An 18,677-nucleotide genomic window follows, 5' to 3' on the forward strand; every position below is an offset into this window, starting at 1 on the left:
GCGACCGATGAACCTCTCCCGTCCCGCGCGGATCGCACTGCGCACCGCGGCCGGCCTCGGCTTCGCGGCGATCTACCTGCCGCTGCTGCTCGTCCTGCTCGGCTCGCTCAACCCGGACCGCTCGGCGAGCTGGCCGCCGCCCGGCCTCACGCTCGACTGGTGGGCGGCGGCCTGGGACAACGAGGGCGCCCGCGAGGCGCTGTGGACCTCCGTCCGGGCGGGACTCGCGGCGACGGCGGTCGCCCTCGTGCTCGGCACGCTCATCGCCTTCGCGGTGCAGCGGTACTCCTTCTTCGGACGGGAGGCCGTCTCCTTCGCGGTGGTGCTGCCGATCGCGCTGCCCGGCATCGTCACGGGCATCGCGCTCAACTCGGCCTTCGGGACGGTCCTGGAGCCCCTCGGCGTCGGCCTCGGGATGTTCACGGTGGTCGTGGGCCACGCCACCTTCTGCATCGTGGTCGTCTTCAACAACGTGGTGGCGCGGCTGCGGCGGCTGCCCGGCTCGTACGAGGAGGCGGCGATGGACCTGGGGGCGCACACGTTCCGCGTCTTCCGGGACATCACCTTCCCGCTGCTGCGCTCGGCGCTGCTCGCGGGCGGGCTGCTCGCCTTCGCGCTGTCCTTCGACGAGATCGTGGTGACGACCTTCACGGCGGGACCCGGGGTGCAGACCCTGCCGGTGTGGATCTTCAACAACATGACCCGCCCTCAGCAGGCCCCGGTGGTGAACGTGGTGGCGGCGGCACTCGTCCTGCTCTCGGTGATCCCGATCTACGCGGCGCAGCGGCTCTCCTCGGACACGCCGGGCGGCGGCCGGGTGTGAGGGGAGCCCGTCGGCCCCGGTCCGTCAGCGGTGCGCCTTCACCCATTCGAGGGTCACGCGCAGGCTCGCGTTCGCGCTGCCCTGCACGAGGAGCGCGGTGAGCCTGCCCGCCTCCAGGCCGAGCTGGCAGCCGAACTCGACGGTCGCGCGGTCGGGGGCCGCCTGGTGGAGCGCCTCGCCGATCTGTCCGGCGAAGGAGGAGAGCGCCTGGGTGACGCCCGACAGGTCGGGCAGGTGACCGCCGCTCCCTTCCCGCTCCGAACCGGCCCGGTCGAAGTCCGCACCGGATCCGTCGAGATCCGGTCCCGCCCCGCCGAGGTCCGACTCGGGCTCTTCGAGGTCCGGCCCGGGCTCTTCGAGGTCCCGCTGCGGACCGAGGCGTCGCGTCTCCACGAAGAGCGTCGCGTCCCCGACCTCGACCTTGGTGACGTCCGGCATCGAAGCTCCCTGGGGTCGGCGGGAACGGGCAGGACGTCAGTATCACCGAGGGGCGGTCGGGAGGGACGGATCGGTTCGTTCAGAGTGTCGGTCCCAGCGCACCCGCGGACGGCCTGCCGGCGGTGCCGGTGGCGTCCGCGGCGAGGGAGCTGCCCCGGAGCCACTCGGACCAGCTGAGGTTCCAGTCGCCGAAGCCGTTGTCGAAGGGCGTCATGGGCTTCCCGTAGCCGTTGACGACCCGTACGAGGTCCCCCTCGCGCACCGTGTGGAAGAGCCAGGCGGCGTCCTCGGTGCTCATGCCCGTGCAGCCGTGGCTGACGTCCTCGCTGCCCTGGGAGTCGAGCGACCAGGGCGCGGCGTGCAGGTATTCGCCGCTCCAGGTCACCCGGGTGGCCCAGCGGACCTTGAGGTCGTAGAAGTCGGTGCTGCCGCGGGCGATGCCGATGGAGTCGCCGCGCATGCGGACGAGCGGCTCCTTGCCGAGGACGACCTTGACGCCGCCTCGGGTGCGGTAGCCGGCCTTGCCTGTGGTGACCGGGACGGTGCGCAGGAGCCGCCCGTCGCGGAAGACGGCCATCCGGTGGGCGGAGACGTCGGTGACGGCCTCGATCCGGGCGCCCGTGGTGAACGTGAGGGGACGTGAGGGGCCGCCGTAGAGGCCGCCGCCGATGTGGATCCCGTCGAGGCCGCTGTGGACGCGGATCGTGGCGTGAGCGGGCCAGTACGTGCGGGGCCGGTAGTGGAGGGTGACGGGGTCGACCCAGTGCCAGGCGCCGTCGACGTGGGGTTCGGACCGCACGTCGAGGGCCCGTTCCACGGCGCGGCGGGCACCGGGGACGTCCTCCGGCACGGGCCGGCTGAGCTCGGCGGTGACCGGCCTGCCCACTCCGTACGTGCCGCCGTCCTCGGGCCCGAAGGTGACGGTCAGCCGTTCCCCGGCGGGCATCGGGGCCGTCCGGAAGTCGAGGCGGGCGCGGCGCGCGGCGCCCGCCCCCGCCCCGTCGACGACGAGCCGGGCGGCGTACCGGGCTCCGGCCGGCAGGGGTGCGGCGCTGGTCCACCGGGTGTGGTCCGCGCTCTGCGCTCCGGCGATCCGGTGGCCGCGCTGGTCGGTGAGGGTGACGTCGGCGAGCACCCCGGGGGTGCGGAGCGCGAGCTCCACGGGCCCGGTGGCCTTCGGACCGAGCGTGAAGGGGCGGCCCGTGAGGACTCGGTCGCCGCCCAGGACGACCGAGTGGCGGGGGTCGGAGCACAGGCCTCCGTCGGCGGCGCAGCCGTCCACCGCGACGACGGCGGTCGCGTCGCGGGAGGCGGCGACCCGCCGCTCGCCCTCGGGGTCGCGGTCCGGCGACTGCGACGGGGCCGCCGTGCTGACGAGGACGGCTCCGACGGCGAGGGAGAGGGCACCCCACCCCCGTGCGTAGCGGCGTGACGACACGTCGGACACCCTCTCCTTCATGCGGTGGCGTCGGCGGACGGTGCCGACCGCAGCATCAAAGCCGATGAAAGGAGAAAAAGATGATCAAGGCACCGGGCGTGGCGCCGGAGTCGGGGGCGAGACGACTCGAATGGGTCAGCGGGCCGGTTCGGGAAGCTCCTCGCCGGTCTCCAGAAGGGACTTGAGGCTGGAGATCAGCGCGGGCCAGCCCTCGCCGATCAGCCCCTTGATGGCGCCGTCGGGCTCCAGGTCCCCGTGGGTGACCGTGAGCTTGACCATGTCTCCGGACGGCTCGATCACGAAGGTGACCCGGGACCGGCGCTCGCGGACGAGGCGCTCGTACGCCTCCTCTTCGAGGCGGACCGCCTCCGCCCAGGCCGGGGTGAAGGTGTGCCAGGTGTACGAGAGGAGGCGGCCGGGCTCGGCCTCGAGGACGACCTGCTCGGGGTCTTCGGTCCGGCGGCCGTTCTCGTCCCAGACCATCGGCGCGCCCGGGGTCCACTCCGACTCGAAGGCGACGCCCCAGTAGCGGCGCGTGAGCTCCGGGTCGGTGAGCGCCCGCCAGAGCTCCTCGGGGGTGGTCCGGATGTAGGTGGTGTAGACGAACGAGTCGCTGTCCATCGTGCTGCCCCTCGGATCTGCTCCCCCGCGGCCTGCCCCTCTCCACCCTAGGCAGGCGCCGGACGGACGTGCCAGCGAAGACCCTCCGTCCGGCACGGGGTGCTCCGCCGGTTGATTAGGTGCGGAGGAAACTATTCAACGTGCTGCTAGCGTGTCCGGATGTCCCTCAAGCACGCCGTCCTCGCAGCTCTCCTGGAGGGCGAGGCCTCCGGATACGACCTGGCCAAGATCTTCGACGTGTCCGTCGCCAACTTCTGGGCCGCCACTCCGCAGCAGCTCTACCGCGAGCTGGAGCGGCTCGCCGAGGCCGGTCTGATCACCGCCCGCGTGGTGGAGCAGGAACGGCGCCCCAACAAGCGGATGTTCAGCCTCACCGAGCCCGGCAGGCAGGATCTGGTCGCCTACACGACGACACCGCCGCGCCCGAGCGCCGTCCGCGACGAACTGCTGGTGCAGGTGCAGGCCTGCGACGAGGGCGACACCGCGGCCGTCCGCGAGTTCGTGGCCCAGCGGATGGAGACGGCCCGGGCGAAGCTGGCCCGCTACGACCGGCTGCGGGAGTGGATGCTCGACGGCCGTGACGAGGACACCTATCTGGGTGAGGCGGAGCGGGTGGGCCCGTACCTCACGCTGATGCGCGGGCGGTTCTTCGAGGAGGAGAACCTGCGGTGGGGCGAGCGCGCCCTCGCCGTGCTCGACCGGCGTGCCGCCGCACGCGACGCGGCCCCGCGGAGGGGTGACGCCGCCCCTACTCTGCGGTAACGTCACCGCCCGGCCGCCGGAGGCACCGGCGGCGACACAGGGACGGATCGGGCGGGCCTGAAATGAACGTCGGTGACCTCGTCGAGGACTTCACCCTTCCGGACGAGACGGGCGCTCCGCGTTCGCTGACCGGCCTGCTCTCCGAGGGCCCGGTCGTCCTCTTCTTCTACCCGGCGGCCCTCACGCCGGGCTGCACCGCCGAGGCCTGTCACTTCCGTGACCTGGCGGCCGAGTTCCGCGCCGTCGGCGCCCTGCCCGTGGGCATCAGCTCCGACGGGGTGGAGCGGCAGCAGGAGTTCGCCGAGCGGCACTCGCTCGGCTACCCCCTGCTGTCCGACACGGACGGCGCCATACGGGAGCGGTTCGGCGTGAGGCGCGGGTTCTCGCTGGCCCCGACGAAGCGGGTCACCTTCGTGATCGGCCAGGACCGGCGGGTCCGTGAGGTCGTCCGCAGCGAACTGCGGATGAGCGCGCACGCGGACCGCGCGCTGGCCGCCCTGCGCAGCGCCTGACGGGGTCCTTCCCTCCGCCGGGCGACGGGGCCTTTCCCCCGCCGCGCCTGAGACGGGCGCCCTTCCCCCGCCGCGCCTGCCCGGGGCAGCCCTCTCGGGTGCCGGAGGGCTTCGCTGCCGGTCAGACGCGGAGCAGCTTCGCCTTGGCCGCGGCGAACTCCTCGGAGGCGAGCAGGCCCTGCTGGGCGAGCTCGCCGAGCCGGGCCGGCTGGTCGGTGATCGACGGCGTCCCGCCGACGGTGGGCGGTGCGATCGGATCCGGGGGCATGCGGCCTCCATCCGAACACGGCGGCGGAGGGCCCGCACGCGGGGCGGCCACGACATGCGGACGTGCGGGGGCCGGGTGAGACTCGCTGCATCACCGGGCCTCCCACGGCCCGCGCGGGAACGGAGTGTGCAGCGATGGACGACTACCCCCTCCTCAACGTCTTCTGGACCATGCTGTGGTTCTTCCTCTGGATCATGTGGCTCTTCCTGCTGTTCAAGGTGATCACCGACATCTTCCGTGACCACTCCCTCGGCGGCTGGGGCAAGGCGGGCTGGCTGATCTTCTGCATCCTGCTCCCGTACCTCGGCGTGCTGGTGTACGTCATCGCGCGCGGCAAGAGCATGGGGCAGCGGGACATCAAGGAGGCGAAGGAGAACGAAGCGGCGTTCCAGGACTACATCCGCAAGACCGCCGGCCCGCAGGGCGGCGGTGGCGGAGCCGCCGACGAACTGACTCGGCTCGCCGACCTCAAGGCGAAGGGCGCCATCACGGCCGAGGAGTTCGAGAAGGCCAAGGCCAAGGTCCTGTCCTGAGACTCCACAAGCGGCGGACGGGACGGCGCGCCGGAGCCGACGGAGGCGAGCGCGGCGATGGGCTCAGGGGTTCCCTCCTGCGGGAGATCGCGGCGGAGCCCGGGAGGCTTCCGGAAGCGCTCGCCCTCTTCGCCCTGCGTCATCTCGGCCCCGGGGCGGGGCCCTCGGTCGAACGCCTCCGTGCCGCCCACCCCGATGCGGACGCGACCGCCCTGCGGGCCCTCGTCGTCACCCGCGGGCGCCGACGGGTCACGGCGGAGGGGTCCTTCGTGGGTGGGCCCTTCCTGCTCCTCATCCCCGTGGCGTTCTGCGGAGCCCTCCTGTCCCAGGCGCGCATCGTGCTCGAACTCGCCGCCACCGAGGGACTCGACACCACGGATCCGGACCGTGCGGCCGAACTGCTCGTCCTGCAAGGGGTGTACGCGGACACCGCGGCGGCCCGGGCCGCCCTCGACGGTCCTCGGTCGGAGAGTCGGCGGGGGCGGGTGGCCGCGCTCCGCGATCTGGTGCTGCGCATGGCCTGGCTGCTCGGACTGCTCACGCCCTCCGACGAGAAGGTCGGGCTGTGGACCCGGATCGGCCAGTGGGTGCTCGTCGGCTGTGTGTTCCTGGTGGGCCTGGTGGCCCCGCTCGTCTGGCTGCCGTACATGGCCCTCTCGTACAACCGTGCCACCAACCGGCTGATCGACCGGGCGACCGTCTTCTACGTCGGCTCGCGCGACCTGCGCACCCCGCGCGGCGTCCGGGTCGACCCCACCATGGCCGCGGCGGGGCTGCGTGCGCTGGGATCGATGCTGCTCCCGGCGGTCACCCTGTTCCTGGTCATCGTCACCGACACCCGGATCGCGGGCGGGCGGTGGCCGGTGGCCGGGATCGTCCTGACGACGAGCTGCCTGGTCACGGGCGGCTGGTGGGTATGGCGGCGACGGCGCCACCGGGAACCGGCCCCCTAATACGTACGTGAAATGCGTCTTTGGTACGGTCGAGCCGTGAGGCTGACGAAGTTCACCGACCTGGCGCTCCGTGCCGTGATGCGCCTGGCGGTCACCGCACCCGAGGAGCCCGTCACCACCCGCGAGGTGGCGGAGTCGATGGACGTGCCCTACGCACACATGGCGAAGGTGGTCACCCGGCTCCAGCACCTCGGCGTGGTCGAGGCGCGGCGCGGCCGGGGCGGCGGCCTGGCCCTGACGGAGCTGGGGCACCGCTCTTCCGTGGGCTGGCTGGCCCGGACCCTGGAGGGCGAGGAGGAGGTCGTCGCCTGCGAGGGCGATCCGCCGTGCCCGCTGCGCACCGCGTGCCGGCTGCGCGGAGCGCTGCGCGAGGCGCAGGAGGCCTTCTACCGCGCGCTGGATCCGTTGACCGTGGCGGAGCTCGTGGAGTCGCCGACCGGCCCGTTGCTGCTGACCCTCGGCCCGCGCCCCGTGCGATCGCCCTGAGGGGGCCCGCCCCCGGGGGCGCATCCGCACGCCTTTTAATACGTAGATCATCTACCAGATTGAGAGTTCCCATGCTGTCCGAGCAGGCCGCTCCGGTCGTCCGCGCCACCTTGCCCGCCGTCGGCGGCGCACTCGACGAGATCACCGAGCGCTTCTACGGTCGTCTCTTCGCCGCCCACCCCGAGCTGCTGCGCGACCTGTTCAACCGGGGCAACCAGGCCAACGGCGACCAGCGGAAGGCTCTCGCCGGCTCCATGGCCGCCTTCGCCGTCGCCCTGCTGGAGAACCCGGACGGCCGCCCCGACGCCATGCTGTCCCGGATCGCGCACAAGCACGCCTCGCTCGGGGTCACCTCCGAGCAGTACAAGACCGTGCACGAGCACCTCTTCGCCGCGATCGTGGAGGTCCTCGGCGAGGCGGTGACCCCCGCGGTCGCGCAGGCCTGGGACGAGGTGTACTGGCTGATGGCGAACGCGCTCATCGCCGTGGAGGCCCGCCTCTACCAGGAGGCCGGCGTCGCCGAGGGCCAGGTCTGGCGGTCCATGGAGATCACCGGGAGACGGGAGGAGACGGCCGACACGGTGTCCTTCGTCCTGCGGCACGCCGACGGGACCCCCACGGCCCCCTTCCGGCCGGGCCAGTACGTGAGCGTCCAGGTCACCCTGCCCGACGGCGCCCGACAGATCCGCCAGTACAGCCTGTCCGCCGCCCCCGGACGCCCGCAGTGGCGGATCACGGTGAAGCGGGTCGCCGGGGACCCGGCGGGCGAGGTCTCCTCCTGGCTGCACGCCCACGCCGCCGAGGGCGACGCCGTGGAGGTCTCGGCCCCCTTCGGCGACCTGGTCCTGCCCGGGGGCGAGAGCCCCCTGCTGCTCGCCTCCGCCGGGATCGGCAGCACCCCGATGCTGGCGATGCTCGACCACCTGGTCGCCACCGGGTCGAACCGCCCCGTCGTCGTGGTGCACGCCGACCGCACTCCCGCCTCCCACGCCCACGCCGACGAGCTGCGGCGACTCGTGGACGCACTGCCGCGGGGAACGCTGCACCTCTGGTACGAGGAGCCGGGCGAGTCCGGCGCCCGTCCGGGCCGGGCGGACGTCACGCTCCTCGACCTTCCGGCCGGCACCACCGCGTACCTGTGCGGGCCGCTGCCCTTCCTGCGCGCGGTGCGCGGCGACCTCCTCGGCCGGGGCGTCGCGGCGGCGGACATCCACTACGAGGTGTTCGGCCCCGACCTGTGGCTCGGCAGCGAAGGCTGACCCACCCTCACCACCCCACCCCTTCGATCCTCATGCACCATGGCGCCCCTGTCGGGGATATTGCATAGTGATGTGCCATATCAACCTAGCAATCAGCGGGTTCGTGAGAATGGGACGGAAGCGATGGGAACGTTCGGAGCAGCAGCGGGCGGCCGGGGCACGGGACGGCCGGTGCGCGGGATCGCCCTCGACATCGGCAGCTCCCGGACCCGCGCCTGGGCACCGGGGGCGGGCGTCTTCGCGGACGTGCCCAGCGGCCCGGTGCGGCGGGGCCGGGTGATCGACCCCGACTCCCAGCTCCACCTGCTCCGGCGCCTGGCCGCCTCGGCGCCGGGCGGCGACGGACAGGACACCGTCGTCATGCTGACCCATCCGGTCCTCGCGGGTCCGGAGGAGCGGGCAGCGGCGAAGCGGATGGCGGACGGTCTCGGCGCGGTGCGGGTCATCGCCGTGGACAGCGCCCGCGCGGCGGCCGCCTACGCGGCCCCGTCCGGCGGGGGGCCGCTGCTGGTCGTCGACCTCGGCGCCCAGCTGACGGAGGTCACGCTCGTCGTGGACGGCCTCGTCGAGGACGCCCGGCAGGCCGAAGCGGGCCTCGACGACCTTCCGGAGTCGGAGAAGGGGCCTGACGCGATCGCCGCGACGACCGCGGACATGGTGAGCGACCTGTGGCGGCACGACCGCACCGGCGCCGTCCGCGGGGCGCTGCGCCGGGGCGTCCTGGTGACCGGCGGCGGCGCCCTGCGCCTCGACGTGACGGGGCGCCTCGCCCACCTCCTGCGCGCCCGGCTCCGGCTGGCGAACGACCCGGCCACCAGCGTCGTCCGCGGTGCGGGTCTGATGCTGGCCTCCGCCCTCCGCCACCCGGCCGGCGCTCTCCCGCGCGGCTGAGGGGGGCGGAGGGAACGACAAAGCCCCGGTTGGACGGGGGATTCCAACCGGGGCCGATTGCCGTGACGGGGCGAAGGGCGGTCACCTCTCGGGGGGGGACCTTGGGGACCAGGCCCCTTCGCGGTCACGTACATATGAACGGTAAACCTTTCCCGAATGTTCCGGGGCATCCCAGGTGGGCGATGTGAGTCACCTCACCCGTTTTCGCCGGGTCCGTCAGTCCCTCTCGGGACGGTAGACGGTGCCGGGCTCGGCCTTGCCGGGCGCGAGGAGCTCGGGCACCGTCACGAACGTGAAGCCCCGCCGCTTCAACTCGTCGATGATCGAGGGCACGGCCGGCACCGTCCCGTCGTAGATGTCGTGGAGCAGGATGATCCCGTCGCGGTGCGCGTTGTCGAGCACGCGCTGCCGTATGAGCGCCGAGTCGGTGGTGGAGTAGTCCTTGGCCGTGATGCTCCACAGGACCTGGGCGAGCCCGAGGTCCCGGCTGACGTCGGACACCGTGCCGTCGGTGCGGCCCTGCGGCGGGCGCATGAGGGTGGGCTTCCGGCCGGTGATCCTCTCTATGGCGTCCTGGGTGCGGGAGAGCTCCTCGCGGATCTCGGACTCGTCGAGGTCGGTCAGGATCCGGTGCGACCAGGTGTGGTTGGCGACCTCGTGGCCCTCGTCGGCGATGCGCCTGACCACGTCGGGGTAGCGGTCGACGTGCCTGCTGCCGAGGAGGAAGAAGGTGGCGGGCACCTGCTTCTCCTTGAGGACGTCGAGGAGGTGAGGGGTGTCCTTGCCCGGTCCCGCGTCGAAGGTCAGGGCTATGCACTTGACCTCGGCGCAGTCGACCCGGCGGCCCCCGCCACCCGCCTTGTCGTCCGCGCCTCCCTCTCGCCTGGCGTCCTGCGGGGTGACCGGATCGACTCCGCAGGCACCCAGAGTCAGCATCAGCGACGCCGCGACGAGCAGTGCCGTGCCCACCGCTTTGCCGCGGCCGGACCTGGATCGGAACATGGTGGACCCGCTTTCCCCGTGGTGTCTTCGTACGGCCGTCACCGCTGGTCAGGGCGGTGCGCGCAACCGGAAGGCACTCTACACACGGTGTATACCGGGGATGTCGGCGGGGTCCGCCGACCGTTCACGGGCAGACGAGAACCCCGGGCGGCGCCCGTCCGCGCCGCCCGGAGCCTTCACGCGTCCGCTCAGCGGGACGCGAGCAACAGCCGGGCCTCGGTCTCCTGGTCACCGGAGACGGACTGCAGGGACTGGATGTCGAAGCCGGTGGCGAGCACCTTCTCGACCTCGTCGACGGCTCGGTAGCCGCCGGTGAGCGTGGCTCCGACCGGGGCGGTCAGGTGGACGGGGCCCACTTCCTCGTGCCGTCCGCCGGCCGTGTCGAACGTGGCGGTCCAGACAGTGGGCGCCGGTCCCGTGGCCGCCTGGGGGTTCGGTGTCGACGTCTCCTCCATCTGGTAGACCCGGTCGAGGACGTCGAACACGGCCTGGGCGTCCTCCTTGCAGCAGTCGTTGAGCTGCACGGTGACGTCGGTGTCGATGTGCAAGTCGTACACGTCGCTCATCTCCTCGCGGCCCGCCGGCCTGTCGTGATGCCACGCGCTCCTCGTGCCGGGCACTCCTCGTGCCACGCCTCCAGCATCCCTCGTGGACGGCCGCCCCGCGAGGGCCGTCCCCCTCGGTCAGCGGCCTTCGACGACGCGCTCGACGGTGTCGGCCTCCGCGGCACGTTTGTCGGGCCGGTGCCGTACGACCCGGGCGAAGCGGAGCGTGACGCCCGCCGGGTAGCGCGTCGAGACCTGGAGCCCGTCGTACGCGATCTCCACGACGAGCTCGGGCCGTACGCGTACGGTGAATCCGTCGTCCGACACGGCGAGCTCCCGGAGCCGCTCGGTCTGCCAGCGCAGCATCTCGTCGGTGAGCCCCTTGAAGGTCTTCCCCAGCATGACGAAGCCGCCGTCGGCGGTCCGCGCGCCGAGGTGGAGGTTGGAGAGGAGCCCGGTCCTGCGGCCGTGGCCCCGCTCCACGGCGAGCACGACGAGGTCGACGGTGTGGACGGGTTTCACCTTCAGCCAGGTGCGCCCCCGGCGACCGGCCACATAGGGCGCCTCCAGCGCCTTGACGAGCACGCCCTCGTGTCCCCGGGCCAGGGTGTCCGCGTAGAACCGCTCGGCGGCCTCGGTCTGCGCGGGATCGGCCGGATCGGTGACGACGGTACGGCGGACCCGCTGCGACTCCGGCAGCAGACGGGCGAGAACGGTGTGCCGCTCCAGGGCCGGCCGGTCGATCAGCTCCTCCCCCTCCACCGCGAGGACGTCGAAGAAGACCGCCGTGAGAGGGAGCACGGCGTGCGCGGCGGCCACGTCGGTCCGGGAGCCGACCCGGGCGGAGATCGTCTGGAAGGACACGGGCCTGCCGCTCCCGGCGTCGAGCGCGATCACCTCGCCGTCCAGGATGAACCCGTCGGCGGCGACCGCGCGGGCCGTCGCGACCACCTCGGGGAGGCGGTCGGTGATGTCGTCGAGCGAGCGGGTGTACACCCGGACGTCGTCGCCGCGCCGATGCACCTGGATGCGGATCCCGTCGAGCTTCTCCTCGACCGCGCACGGCCCCAGGCCGGCGATCGCCTCGGCGACGGAAGCGGCGGTGTGGGCGAGCATGGGCTGCACGGGACCGCCGACCCGCAGGGTGAACCGCTCCAGCGCGGAGGCCCCTTCGGCCAGCACGGCCTGGGCGACCGGCGGCAGCGCGCCTTCGAGCATCACGGCACGCCGCAGTTCGAGGGCGGGCACCCCGGCGGCCCGCGCCACCCCCTCCAGGGCGATGGCGTCGAGAGCCCCCTGCCGCACCTCTCCCGTCAGCAACCTCACCAGGAGTTCCTGCTCGTCGCGGGTGGCGGCGGAGAACAGTCCGCGGACGATCCGGCTCCGCTCGGCACGGGCTCCCGCGCCCGACACGGCGGCGAGCTCCGCCATCGTCGCGTCCACCTGCCCGAGCGTGAGGGTGGGACCTTCGGCAGGCGGAACGGCCGGCGGGACGACGTCCTTGAGGACGCTCCATCCGACCCCGATCCGTCCCTGCGGCAACCGCCCGGACAGATACGCGATGACGAGCGGGCTCTCGTCGGGCCCGGCCTCGGCGAACAGTTCGGCCAGCAGAGCGATCTTCCGCGAGCGCGCGGAGGCGGCGGCGACCTCCCGGGACACTTCCGCGACACGCGCCAGCAGCATGGGCCCATCCTCTCCACCGCCCGCCCCGGCCGCATGTCAGGGCACCCCGTCAGGGCCAGGCCACCGGACGCCTCCGCCGCCGGGGCCGCACCGCACCCGCCGCCCTCCCCCGCCGGAAACGCTCCAGGAGCCTCCCGCGCACCGGCCGGCCCACCGGCCGGCCGATCCCCACGAGCCACCCCTCGGGGGCGGGTGCTGCCGGAAGGGGCACCGCGGGAACGGACACCGCCGGAACAGGCGGTACAGGAACGGACACCGCCGGAGCAGGCACCGCCGGGACAGGCGTCCTCGGAACCGCCTCCGACGGAACCGCCTCCGCCCGAACCGGCCCAGCCGGTGGCACCGTCGGTGACGGCGCACCGGCTCCGTCCCCGTGCGTCTCGCCGGGATGCGGGGCCTGGCGCTCCGCGCGTGCCTCGTCCAGCGCCAGGGCGAGGCTCAGTCGGTGCCAGAGGATCTCGTCCGGGTCGTCGGCCAGCGTCAGCCGCTCGGCGATCCCGCGCGCGGCCGGCGGCATCGGCATCCCGGGCGGCGGAGGCGGGCGCAACCGGTCCAGGTGCGCGCGCTCGTACGGATCGTCGACGACCTCGGCCACCTGGACCGGGTCGAGGAGGGAGGCGATGGCGGCGGCCCGCGCCCAGGGGTCTTCGGTGGCCCGGAGCGACAGGGAGAGCCGCCGCGCCCGCCAGTTCCTCGCCCGCAGGTCCTCGTGCGCGGCGAGACGCTCGCGGAGGCGCAGCGGCAGGCGCCCGGTGAGGAGCGCCGGGCAGGTGAGGCCGAACTCGACGACCTCCTGCGCCAGATACATCCACACCACCGCCCGGTAGCGGTTCAGCGAGAACCGCACCGGGCTGACGTGCCCCGTCCGGGCCAGGCGGGTGAACCGGTCGGCGGTGATTCCGAGGAGGGCGGCGGCCTCCCCCGTACCGACCGCGCGCACCCGCTCGCGCAGGCCTGCGGGGAAGTCCGGGGCCGCCCTGAGGCGGTCGAGTTCGCACCGCTCGATCCGCCGCCGCTCCCCTTCGCCGACCGGCACCGTCCTCACCAGGCCCAGCTGGACCGCGAGCCGGAACTCGTCGCGCCTCAGCTCCAGTTCCTGCGCGGCCCGCCCCGGCGCCACCGTGCGCGCTCCCTCGTCCACCGTCATTTCGCGGCCCTCCCCCTGCGTCCGTGCCCCCTTCGGGCAGCGGGCCTCTCGGACCCACACGGAAGAAGGTAACGCAGAGTGACTACAGGCGCACCGTCTGTGGAAAACGACCTGTGGACAACCCTTCCGGGCAGCGCCGTCAGAGCATGCCGCCGCCCGGGAGCCCGGGCTGTCGCGCCGCCACGCCGAGGTGTTCGCCGACCCGGTTGACCAGCAGCGTCATCTCGTACGCCACCTGACCGACGTCCGCCTCCGCCGCGCTCAGGACGCACAGGCAGCTGCCCTCGCCCGCCGCCGTCACGAAGAGCAGCGCGTCGTCGAACTCCACCATCGTCTGCCGTGCCCGGCCCGCCTTGAAGTGCCGGCCCGAGCCCCGTGCGAGGCTGTGCAGACCGGAGGAGACGGCCGCCAGGTGTTCGGCGTCCTCGCGGACGAGGCCGCTGCTCGCGCCCGTCACCAGGCCGTCGTTCGACAGCACCAGCGCGTGCCGTATGTGTCCGACCCGCTGCGTCAGGTCGTCCAGGAGCCAGTCCAGTTCCTTGTCCAGCGCCATCAGTGGTCCTCCCCCTAGCGGTTGCGTCCCCCTCGGCCCGGACCCTGGGGGTCCTCAAGGCCTGCGTGGTCCGCCGTCCCGTCGTGGTCCGCGTATCGCCGCAAGCCTTACGCACTGTCGTGGACAGGGCAAGCACCGCATCACGCCCGCGCGTGCCGCGGGCGCGGTGACGCCGCCTCAGCCGACCGTGTCCAGGAGCCGGGCGGTGTGCATCCGCCCCGCGTACTCGACCAGGCGGATCAGCACTTCCTTCCCCGAGTCGCGGTCGCGCGCGTCGCACAGCACGACGGGCGTGCCGCGGTCCAGGTCGAGGGCGCGGGACACGTCGTGCGCCCCGTACGTACGCGCGCCCGTGAAGCAGTTGACCGCGACCACGAAGGGGATCTTCCGGTGTTCGAAGTAGTCGACCGCCGGGAAGCAGTCCTCCAGGCGCCGCGTGTCGGCGAGGACGACGGCCCCCAGGGCGCCCTGCGACAGCTCGTCCCAGAGGAACCAGAACCGGTCCTGGCCGGGCGTGCCGAAGAGGTAGAGCGAGAGCCCGGAGCGGATCGTGATGCGGCCGAAGTCCATGGCGACGGTCGTGGTGGTCTTCTGGTCGACGCCCCCGGTGTCGTCGACGAGTTCCCCGGCCCTGCTGAGCTGTTCCTCCGTGCGCAGGGGCCGGATCTCGCTGACCGCGCCGACGAGGGTGGTCTTTCCGACGCCGAACCCGCCGGCGACCAGGATCTTCAGCGCGAGGGCGGAGGTGTCCGCGTCGTCGCCCGCGCCGGTGCTCTCAGAGCGCTCGTAGGCCATCGATTACTTCCCTCAGGATTCTTTCGTCAGGGAGCTGGGCGGGCGGCACGGGTCGGCTGACGCGCACGAAGCCCGATTCGAGGAGGTCGCCGAGGAGGACCCGGACGACCCCGACGGGAAGGTCGGCGTCGGCGGCGAGCTCGGCCACCGACTGGGTCTCGGCCCGGCACAGGGACAGCAGGGACCGGTGCTCGGGACCGAGGAGTGCCTCCTCCGCCGGTCCCGGCGGCTCGTCGTCCACGACGACGAGGGCGATGAGGTCGAACCGTACGTTGCTGGGGCCCGGCTTGGTCCGTCCGCCGGTCATCGCGTACGGCCGTACGAGCGGTCCCGCGTCGGCGTCGTACCACTGACTGCCCGGTACGGGCGGGCCGTCGCCGGCGCTGTCGTCGTTCATGGGCACCTCCGGGTCAGCCGGCGGCCGGCGGGGTCACCGTGAGGCGCGGCGGGGTGTGCAGGTGCTCACCGACGCGCTTCACGAGCCGGGCCATCTCGTAGGCGATGAGGCCGATGTCGGCGCTCACGGAGCTGAGGACGGCGAGGCAGGAGCCGTCTCCGGCCGCGGCGACGAAGAGGAAGCCGTCGTCCATCTCGACCATCGTCTGGCGGACCCCACCGGTGTGGAACTGCCGCCCGGCGCCCTTGGCGAGGCTGTGGAAGCCGGAGGCGATGGCGGCCAGGTGCTCGGCGTCCTCACGGCTCAGCCCGTTGGAGGCGCCCACGGCGAGTCCGTCGTTCGAGAGCACCACGGTGTGGCGGACCTCGCGGACCCGCATGACGAGGTCGTCGAGGAGCCAGTCCAGTTCGCCGGACCGGTGGTGCGAGATCCGCTCGTGGTCGATCATGCGTCGTCTCCTTCGGAGCGAGGGTCGAGAGGTGCGGTGCCGTGGCCCGTGTCTGTTCCGAAGCCCGTGCCGAGGGGTCGTCTGGTGCCCGGGGCGGCGCCGCCGCCCCGCTGCCAGCCGTCCCGGTACGCCGCCATGCGGTCCCGGACCTGTTCCGGGGTGCGCGCGTCCGTGCCGGGTGCGACCGGTGCGGGCACCGGCGTCGGGGCGGGTGCCTCGCGCAGCTGCGGAACGAGACTCGCCTGGCGTACGCGTCGGGGCAGTTCGCCCTCCGTGTCGGCCCGGTCGGCCGGGGCGGCGGGCGGCCGCTCCGCCGGAGGCGTCGGTACGGAGGGGCCGCGGCGGCGGAGTTCGGTCACGTCGGCGGAGGCGGAGACGGGGGTGGGGGCGGAGGAGGCGGGGGCGGGGGCGGAGGAGGAGGAGGAGGGGGCGGGCACGACGGTCGGGCGCGCCGACGGCTGCGGGCGGGAGGCCGGAGGGGACTGCGGCGGGGCCGGGCGCCGCGTTCCGTCCGTCTGCCGGGACGGGTTCGCGGGGCGCGTTCCGGTCTGGGGCTGCGGGGCGGTCCGGCGTCCGGACGCGGCGGGCGAGGCCGGGTTGCCGGGGAGCGCGGGGTTCGTCGGGGCGGGCGCGGCAGGTGGGGCGGGCTGCGCGATCTGGGGCCGTCCGAAGCGGCGTGCCTCGGCGCGGCGCGCCTCCTCCCGCTCCCGCGCGGCACGCTCGTCGTCGCCGCGCGGGGCCCCTTCGGGCCGGAGCCCGCTGCGTACGGCGTCGGCACCCGGTCCGCCCGACGTGCGGGCACGGGGGCTCCCCACGCGCGGGGTTCCGTCGTGGGGCGTGTCGGAACCGGCCGCCGGCGTGCCGCGGCCGGGTGGCAGCGCGCCCTGGAGCAGGTCGGTCGGGAGCAGGACGACGGCGGTCGTACCGCCGTAGGGAGACGTCCTCAGATGGACCTTGATGTCGTGGCGGGAGGAGAGGCGGCTGACCACGAAGAGGCCGAGCCGGTCGCTGTCGAAGAGGTCGAGGGCCTCCGACTGGGCGATACGGGCGTTCGCCTCGGCGAGGGTCTCCTTGCCCATGCCGAGCCCCCGGTCCTCGATCTCCAGGGCGTAGCCGTTGCCGACGGGTTCGCCGCTGACCCGGACCTTGGTGTGGGGCGGGGAGAACTGGGCGGCGTTCTCGATGAGTTCGGCCAGGAGGTGGGTGAGGTCGGCGACGGCTCCGCCGACGACGGCCGTCTCGGGAAGCCGGCGCACCTCCACGCGCGCGTAGTCCTCGATCTCGGAGACGGCGGCGCGGACGACGTTGGTGAGGGGGACGGGCATGCGCCAGGCGCGCCCCGGGGCGGCTCCGGAGAGGATGATCAGGCTCTCCGCGTGGCGCCGCATGCGGGTGGTGAGGTGGTCGAGCCGGAAGAGGTCGCCGAGCTCGTTGGGGTCGTCGGCGCGCCGTTCCATGCTGTCCAGGAGGTTGAGCTGGCGATGGACGAGGACCTGGCTGCGGCGGGCGAGGTTGACGAACACCCCGGAGATGCCGCTGGCGAGTTCGGCCCGTTCGACGGCGGCGGAGAGCGCCGCGCGGTGGACGGTGGTGAGGGCCTCGCCGACCTGGCCGATCTCGTCCTGGGAGACGGGCCCGGGCGGTGTCTCGGCCCGGACGTCGATCTCCTCGCCCGCGCGGAGCCGGCGCATGGCGGCGGGGAGTTTGCGGCGCGCGATGTCGAGGGCGGTGTTGCGGAGGCTGACGAGCTCGACGACGAGGCCGCGGCCGATCCGTACGGAGATGACGAGCGAGGCGGCGACGGCCGCGAGGCCGAGGGCGACCGCCGCGCCGCTCGCCGTGAGGACGCCGGCGAAGGGGTCGGAGCGGTCGGCGGCCGCGCGGCGCGCGTCGGTCTCGATCGCGGCGAGTCCGCCGTGCACGGCCGCGAGGGCGTCGTCCCACTCGGTGGAGGTGACCGCCTGGGCGGCGGGGCGGCCGGGGTCGGCGGCGCTGACCCGGTCCTCCGCCCGGGTGAGCCGGGCGTGGTCGCCACCGGCGGAGAGGCGGGCCCAGGCGACGCGTGCGGCGGCGGGCAGGTCGGCGGTGGCCGAGTCGGTGAGGGTGCGCCGGGTCGCGACGGCTCCGGAGAAGTCGCGGAGCCGGTCGGCGGAGAGCCGGCCGGTGAGGTGGGCGGAGGTGAGGAGGGCGTCCTCGCGGGACAGCATCTCGCCGGCCCGGCCGAATTCGAGGAGTACGCGCGCGTCGGACCCCTCCCCCGCGCCCTGGATGCCGGTGAGGGCTCCGTCGACCGCGAAGGCGGCGGAGACGGCGTCCGTGTACTCCTCGTACGTCTGGTCCCAGTCGGCGCGCCCGTCGGCCGCGGCGGTACGGAGCCGGGCGAGGCCCTCGACCTTGCCGACGAACGCGCTCACCCGGCCGGCGACGTCGCGGGGCAGGTCTCCGGTGTCGCCGACGGTGTGCGAACCGTCCAGGCGGAGCCGAGCGACGGCCTCGTCCGTCCGGCGGATCCGGTCCTTGAGCTCGGCGGCCCGGGCGGTGCCGGGCGCCGCGACCTGCCGTACGGCAGCGCGTCGTTCGGCCTGGAGCGCGGTGAGGGCGGCCGCCACGGGCTCGCGGATCTCGGCGTCGACGCGCTGGAGCCGGCGGAGGTCCGCGACCTCCTGCGCGGTGGTGACGGTGGCGAAGCCCCAGAGGGCGAAGAGCGAGACGACCGGGACCATGAGGAGCGAGACGATCTTGGCGCGGACCGAGCGGGGGCGCAGCCCGTGGAACGCGGGACGGGCACGGCGCCCGTCGGACGGCGGAGGCCCGGCGGGAGCCCCGGGCCGTTCGGAGGACCGTGCGGAAGGCCGTCCGGAGATCGGGCCCGAGGGCCGTGCGGTCGCATCGGCGCTCCCGGCGGCGCCCGGCGTCGGGCGGCCCGCGTGTCCTGCGGGCGGCGGGGCCCCGGGGGCCCGCCCCTCCTGCTCGTCGGCGGGCGGGCCCGCGTGTGCGCGCCGCCCGCGCGCGGCCGCCGGCGGCGGTGTGGCCGCCTCGGCGCCCTTGGTCTTGCGGGGAGTTCGCATGGCCTCCTCGTTCCGGCTGCGTCTGTGCTCTGGTGCGGTAGGGCGTGGCGTG

At 73.8% G+C, this 18,677-nt stretch carries 21 protein-coding genes; 8 read left to right on the top strand and 13 right to left on the bottom strand.

Annotated features, from left to right (window positions below):
- Nucleotides 1–7: 7 nt before the first annotated feature.
- Complete coding sequence (locus tag ACFYUZ_RS27485) at nt 8–823, top strand: ABC transporter permease (protein WP_389313572.1); 816 nt, start codon at nt 8–10, stop codon at nt 821–823.
- A gap of 24 nt (nt 824–847) precedes the next feature.
- Here ACFYUZ_RS27485 and ACFYUZ_RS27490 read toward each other — a convergent pair whose 3' ends face one another.
- From ACFYUZ_RS27490 to ACFYUZ_RS27500, 3 genes are all read right to left on the bottom strand, one after another.
- On the bottom strand, nt 848–1,261 hold the full coding sequence (locus ACFYUZ_RS27490; protein ID WP_389313574.1) for a CU044_2847 family protein: 414 nt from the start codon (nt 1,259–1,261) through the stop codon (nt 848–850).
- 79 nt (nt 1,262–1,340) lie between these two features.
- Nucleotides 1,341–2,699, bottom strand: coding sequence for an Ig-like domain-containing protein (locus ACFYUZ_RS27495; protein WP_389313576.1), 1,359 nt, complete (start codon nt 2,697–2,699; stop codon nt 1,341–1,343).
- 135 nt (nt 2,700–2,834) lie between these two features.
- On the bottom strand, nt 2,835–3,320 hold the full coding sequence (locus ACFYUZ_RS27500; RefSeq protein ID WP_389313578.1) for an SRPBCC family protein: 486 nt from the start codon (nt 3,318–3,320) through the stop codon (nt 2,835–2,837).
- Between the two features lie 159 nt (nt 3,321–3,479).
- Between ACFYUZ_RS27500 and ACFYUZ_RS27505 the strand changes: the two genes are divergently transcribed.
- Both ACFYUZ_RS27505 and ACFYUZ_RS27510 read left to right on the top strand, forming a co-directional pair.
- Nucleotides 3,480–4,082, top strand: coding sequence for a PadR family transcriptional regulator (locus ACFYUZ_RS27505; protein ID WP_389313580.1), 603 nt, complete (start codon nt 3,480–3,482; stop codon nt 4,080–4,082).
- Between the two features lie 62 nt (nt 4,083–4,144).
- Nucleotides 4,145–4,594 (top strand): peroxiredoxin, encoded by a 450-nt coding sequence (locus ACFYUZ_RS27510; RefSeq protein WP_389313582.1) that lies wholly within the window; start codon nt 4,145–4,147, stop codon nt 4,592–4,594.
- Nucleotides 4,595–4,715: 121 nt separating this feature from the next.
- Here ACFYUZ_RS27510 and ACFYUZ_RS27515 read toward each other — a convergent pair whose 3' ends face one another.
- Complete coding sequence (locus tag ACFYUZ_RS27515) at nt 4,716–4,862, bottom strand: SHOCT domain-containing protein (protein WP_389313584.1); 147 nt, start codon at nt 4,860–4,862, stop codon at nt 4,716–4,718.
- Nucleotides 4,863–4,996: 134 nt separating this feature from the next.
- Between ACFYUZ_RS27515 and ACFYUZ_RS27520 the strand changes: the two genes are divergently transcribed.
- The 5 genes from ACFYUZ_RS27520 to ACFYUZ_RS27540 all read left to right on the top strand — a co-directional run bounded on the left by ACFYUZ_RS27520 (nt 4,997) and on the right by ACFYUZ_RS27540 (nt 8,984).
- Nucleotides 4,997–5,395 (top strand): SHOCT domain-containing protein, encoded by a 399-nt coding sequence (locus ACFYUZ_RS27520; protein WP_389313586.1) that lies wholly within the window; start codon nt 4,997–4,999, stop codon nt 5,393–5,395.
- A gap of 269 nt (nt 5,396–5,664) precedes the next feature.
- Nucleotides 5,665–6,348: a hypothetical protein gene (locus ACFYUZ_RS27525; protein ID WP_389313588.1), complete on the top strand. Its 684-nt coding sequence runs from the start codon at nt 5,665–5,667 to the stop codon at nt 6,346–6,348.
- Nucleotides 6,349–6,384: 36 nt separating this feature from the next.
- Nucleotides 6,385–6,834, top strand: a complete 450-nt coding sequence (locus ACFYUZ_RS27530; RefSeq protein ID WP_389313590.1) for an RrF2 family transcriptional regulator — start codon at nt 6,385–6,387, stop codon at nt 6,832–6,834.
- A 71-nt stretch (nt 6,835–6,905) separates the two neighbouring features.
- Nucleotides 6,906–8,093, top strand: coding sequence for a globin domain-containing protein (locus ACFYUZ_RS27535; RefSeq protein WP_389313592.1), 1,188 nt, complete (start codon nt 6,906–6,908; stop codon nt 8,091–8,093).
- A 123-nt stretch (nt 8,094–8,216) separates the two neighbouring features.
- Complete coding sequence (locus ACFYUZ_RS27540) at nt 8,217–8,984, top strand: rod shape-determining protein MreC (protein ID WP_389313594.1); 768 nt, start codon at nt 8,217–8,219, stop codon at nt 8,982–8,984.
- Nucleotides 8,985–9,200: 216 nt separating this feature from the next.
- Here ACFYUZ_RS27540 and ACFYUZ_RS27545 read toward each other — a convergent pair whose 3' ends face one another.
- The 9 genes from ACFYUZ_RS27545 to ACFYUZ_RS27585 form a co-directional block, all read right to left on the bottom strand.
- Nucleotides 9,201–9,986 (bottom strand): polysaccharide deacetylase family protein, encoded by a 786-nt coding sequence (locus tag ACFYUZ_RS27545; RefSeq protein ID WP_389313596.1) that lies wholly within the window; start codon nt 9,984–9,986, stop codon nt 9,201–9,203.
- A 188-nt stretch (nt 9,987–10,174) separates the two neighbouring features.
- Nucleotides 10,175–10,552, bottom strand: coding sequence for a hypothetical protein (locus ACFYUZ_RS27550; protein WP_389313598.1), 378 nt, complete (start codon nt 10,550–10,552; stop codon nt 10,175–10,177).
- A gap of 117 nt (nt 10,553–10,669) precedes the next feature.
- Nucleotides 10,670–12,217, bottom strand: coding sequence for an ATP-dependent DNA ligase (locus ACFYUZ_RS27555; protein ID WP_389313600.1), 1,548 nt, complete (start codon nt 12,215–12,217; stop codon nt 10,670–10,672).
- A 49-nt stretch (nt 12,218–12,266) separates the two neighbouring features.
- A complete protein-coding gene (locus ACFYUZ_RS27560) occupies nt 12,267–13,364 on the bottom strand; it encodes a DUF6397 family protein (RefSeq protein ID WP_389313602.1) in 1,098 nt (365 codons plus the stop codon).
- Nucleotides 13,365–13,503: 139 nt separating this feature from the next.
- A complete protein-coding gene (locus tag ACFYUZ_RS27565; protein ID WP_389313604.1) occupies nt 13,504–13,917 on the bottom strand; it encodes a roadblock/LC7 domain-containing protein in 414 nt (137 codons plus the stop codon).
- A gap of 177 nt (nt 13,918–14,094) precedes the next feature.
- Nucleotides 14,095–14,712 (bottom strand): ATP/GTP-binding protein, encoded by a 618-nt coding sequence (locus ACFYUZ_RS27570; RefSeq protein WP_389313606.1) that lies wholly within the window; start codon nt 14,710–14,712, stop codon nt 14,095–14,097.
- A complete protein-coding gene (locus ACFYUZ_RS27575) occupies nt 14,693–15,109 on the bottom strand; it encodes a DUF742 domain-containing protein (RefSeq protein WP_389313608.1) in 417 nt (138 codons plus the stop codon). Before ACFYUZ_RS27575 ends, ACFYUZ_RS27570 begins: the two co-directional genes overlap by 20 nt.
- 13 nt (nt 15,110–15,122) lie before the next feature.
- Nucleotides 15,123–15,557, bottom strand: coding sequence for a roadblock/LC7 domain-containing protein (locus ACFYUZ_RS27580; RefSeq protein WP_030690181.1), 435 nt, complete (start codon nt 15,555–15,557; stop codon nt 15,123–15,125).
- A complete protein-coding gene (locus ACFYUZ_RS27585) occupies nt 15,554–18,625 on the bottom strand; it encodes a nitrate- and nitrite sensing domain-containing protein (protein ID WP_389313610.1) in 3,072 nt (1,023 codons plus the stop codon). Before ACFYUZ_RS27585 ends, ACFYUZ_RS27580 begins: the two co-directional genes overlap by 4 nt.
- Between the last annotated feature and the right edge of the window lie 52 nt (nt 18,626–18,677).

It is taken from the genome of Streptomyces sp. NPDC004266 (genome assembly GCF_042874095.1).
Taxonomy (GTDB): Bacteria; Actinomycetota; Actinomycetes; order Streptomycetales; family Streptomycetaceae; genus Streptomyces.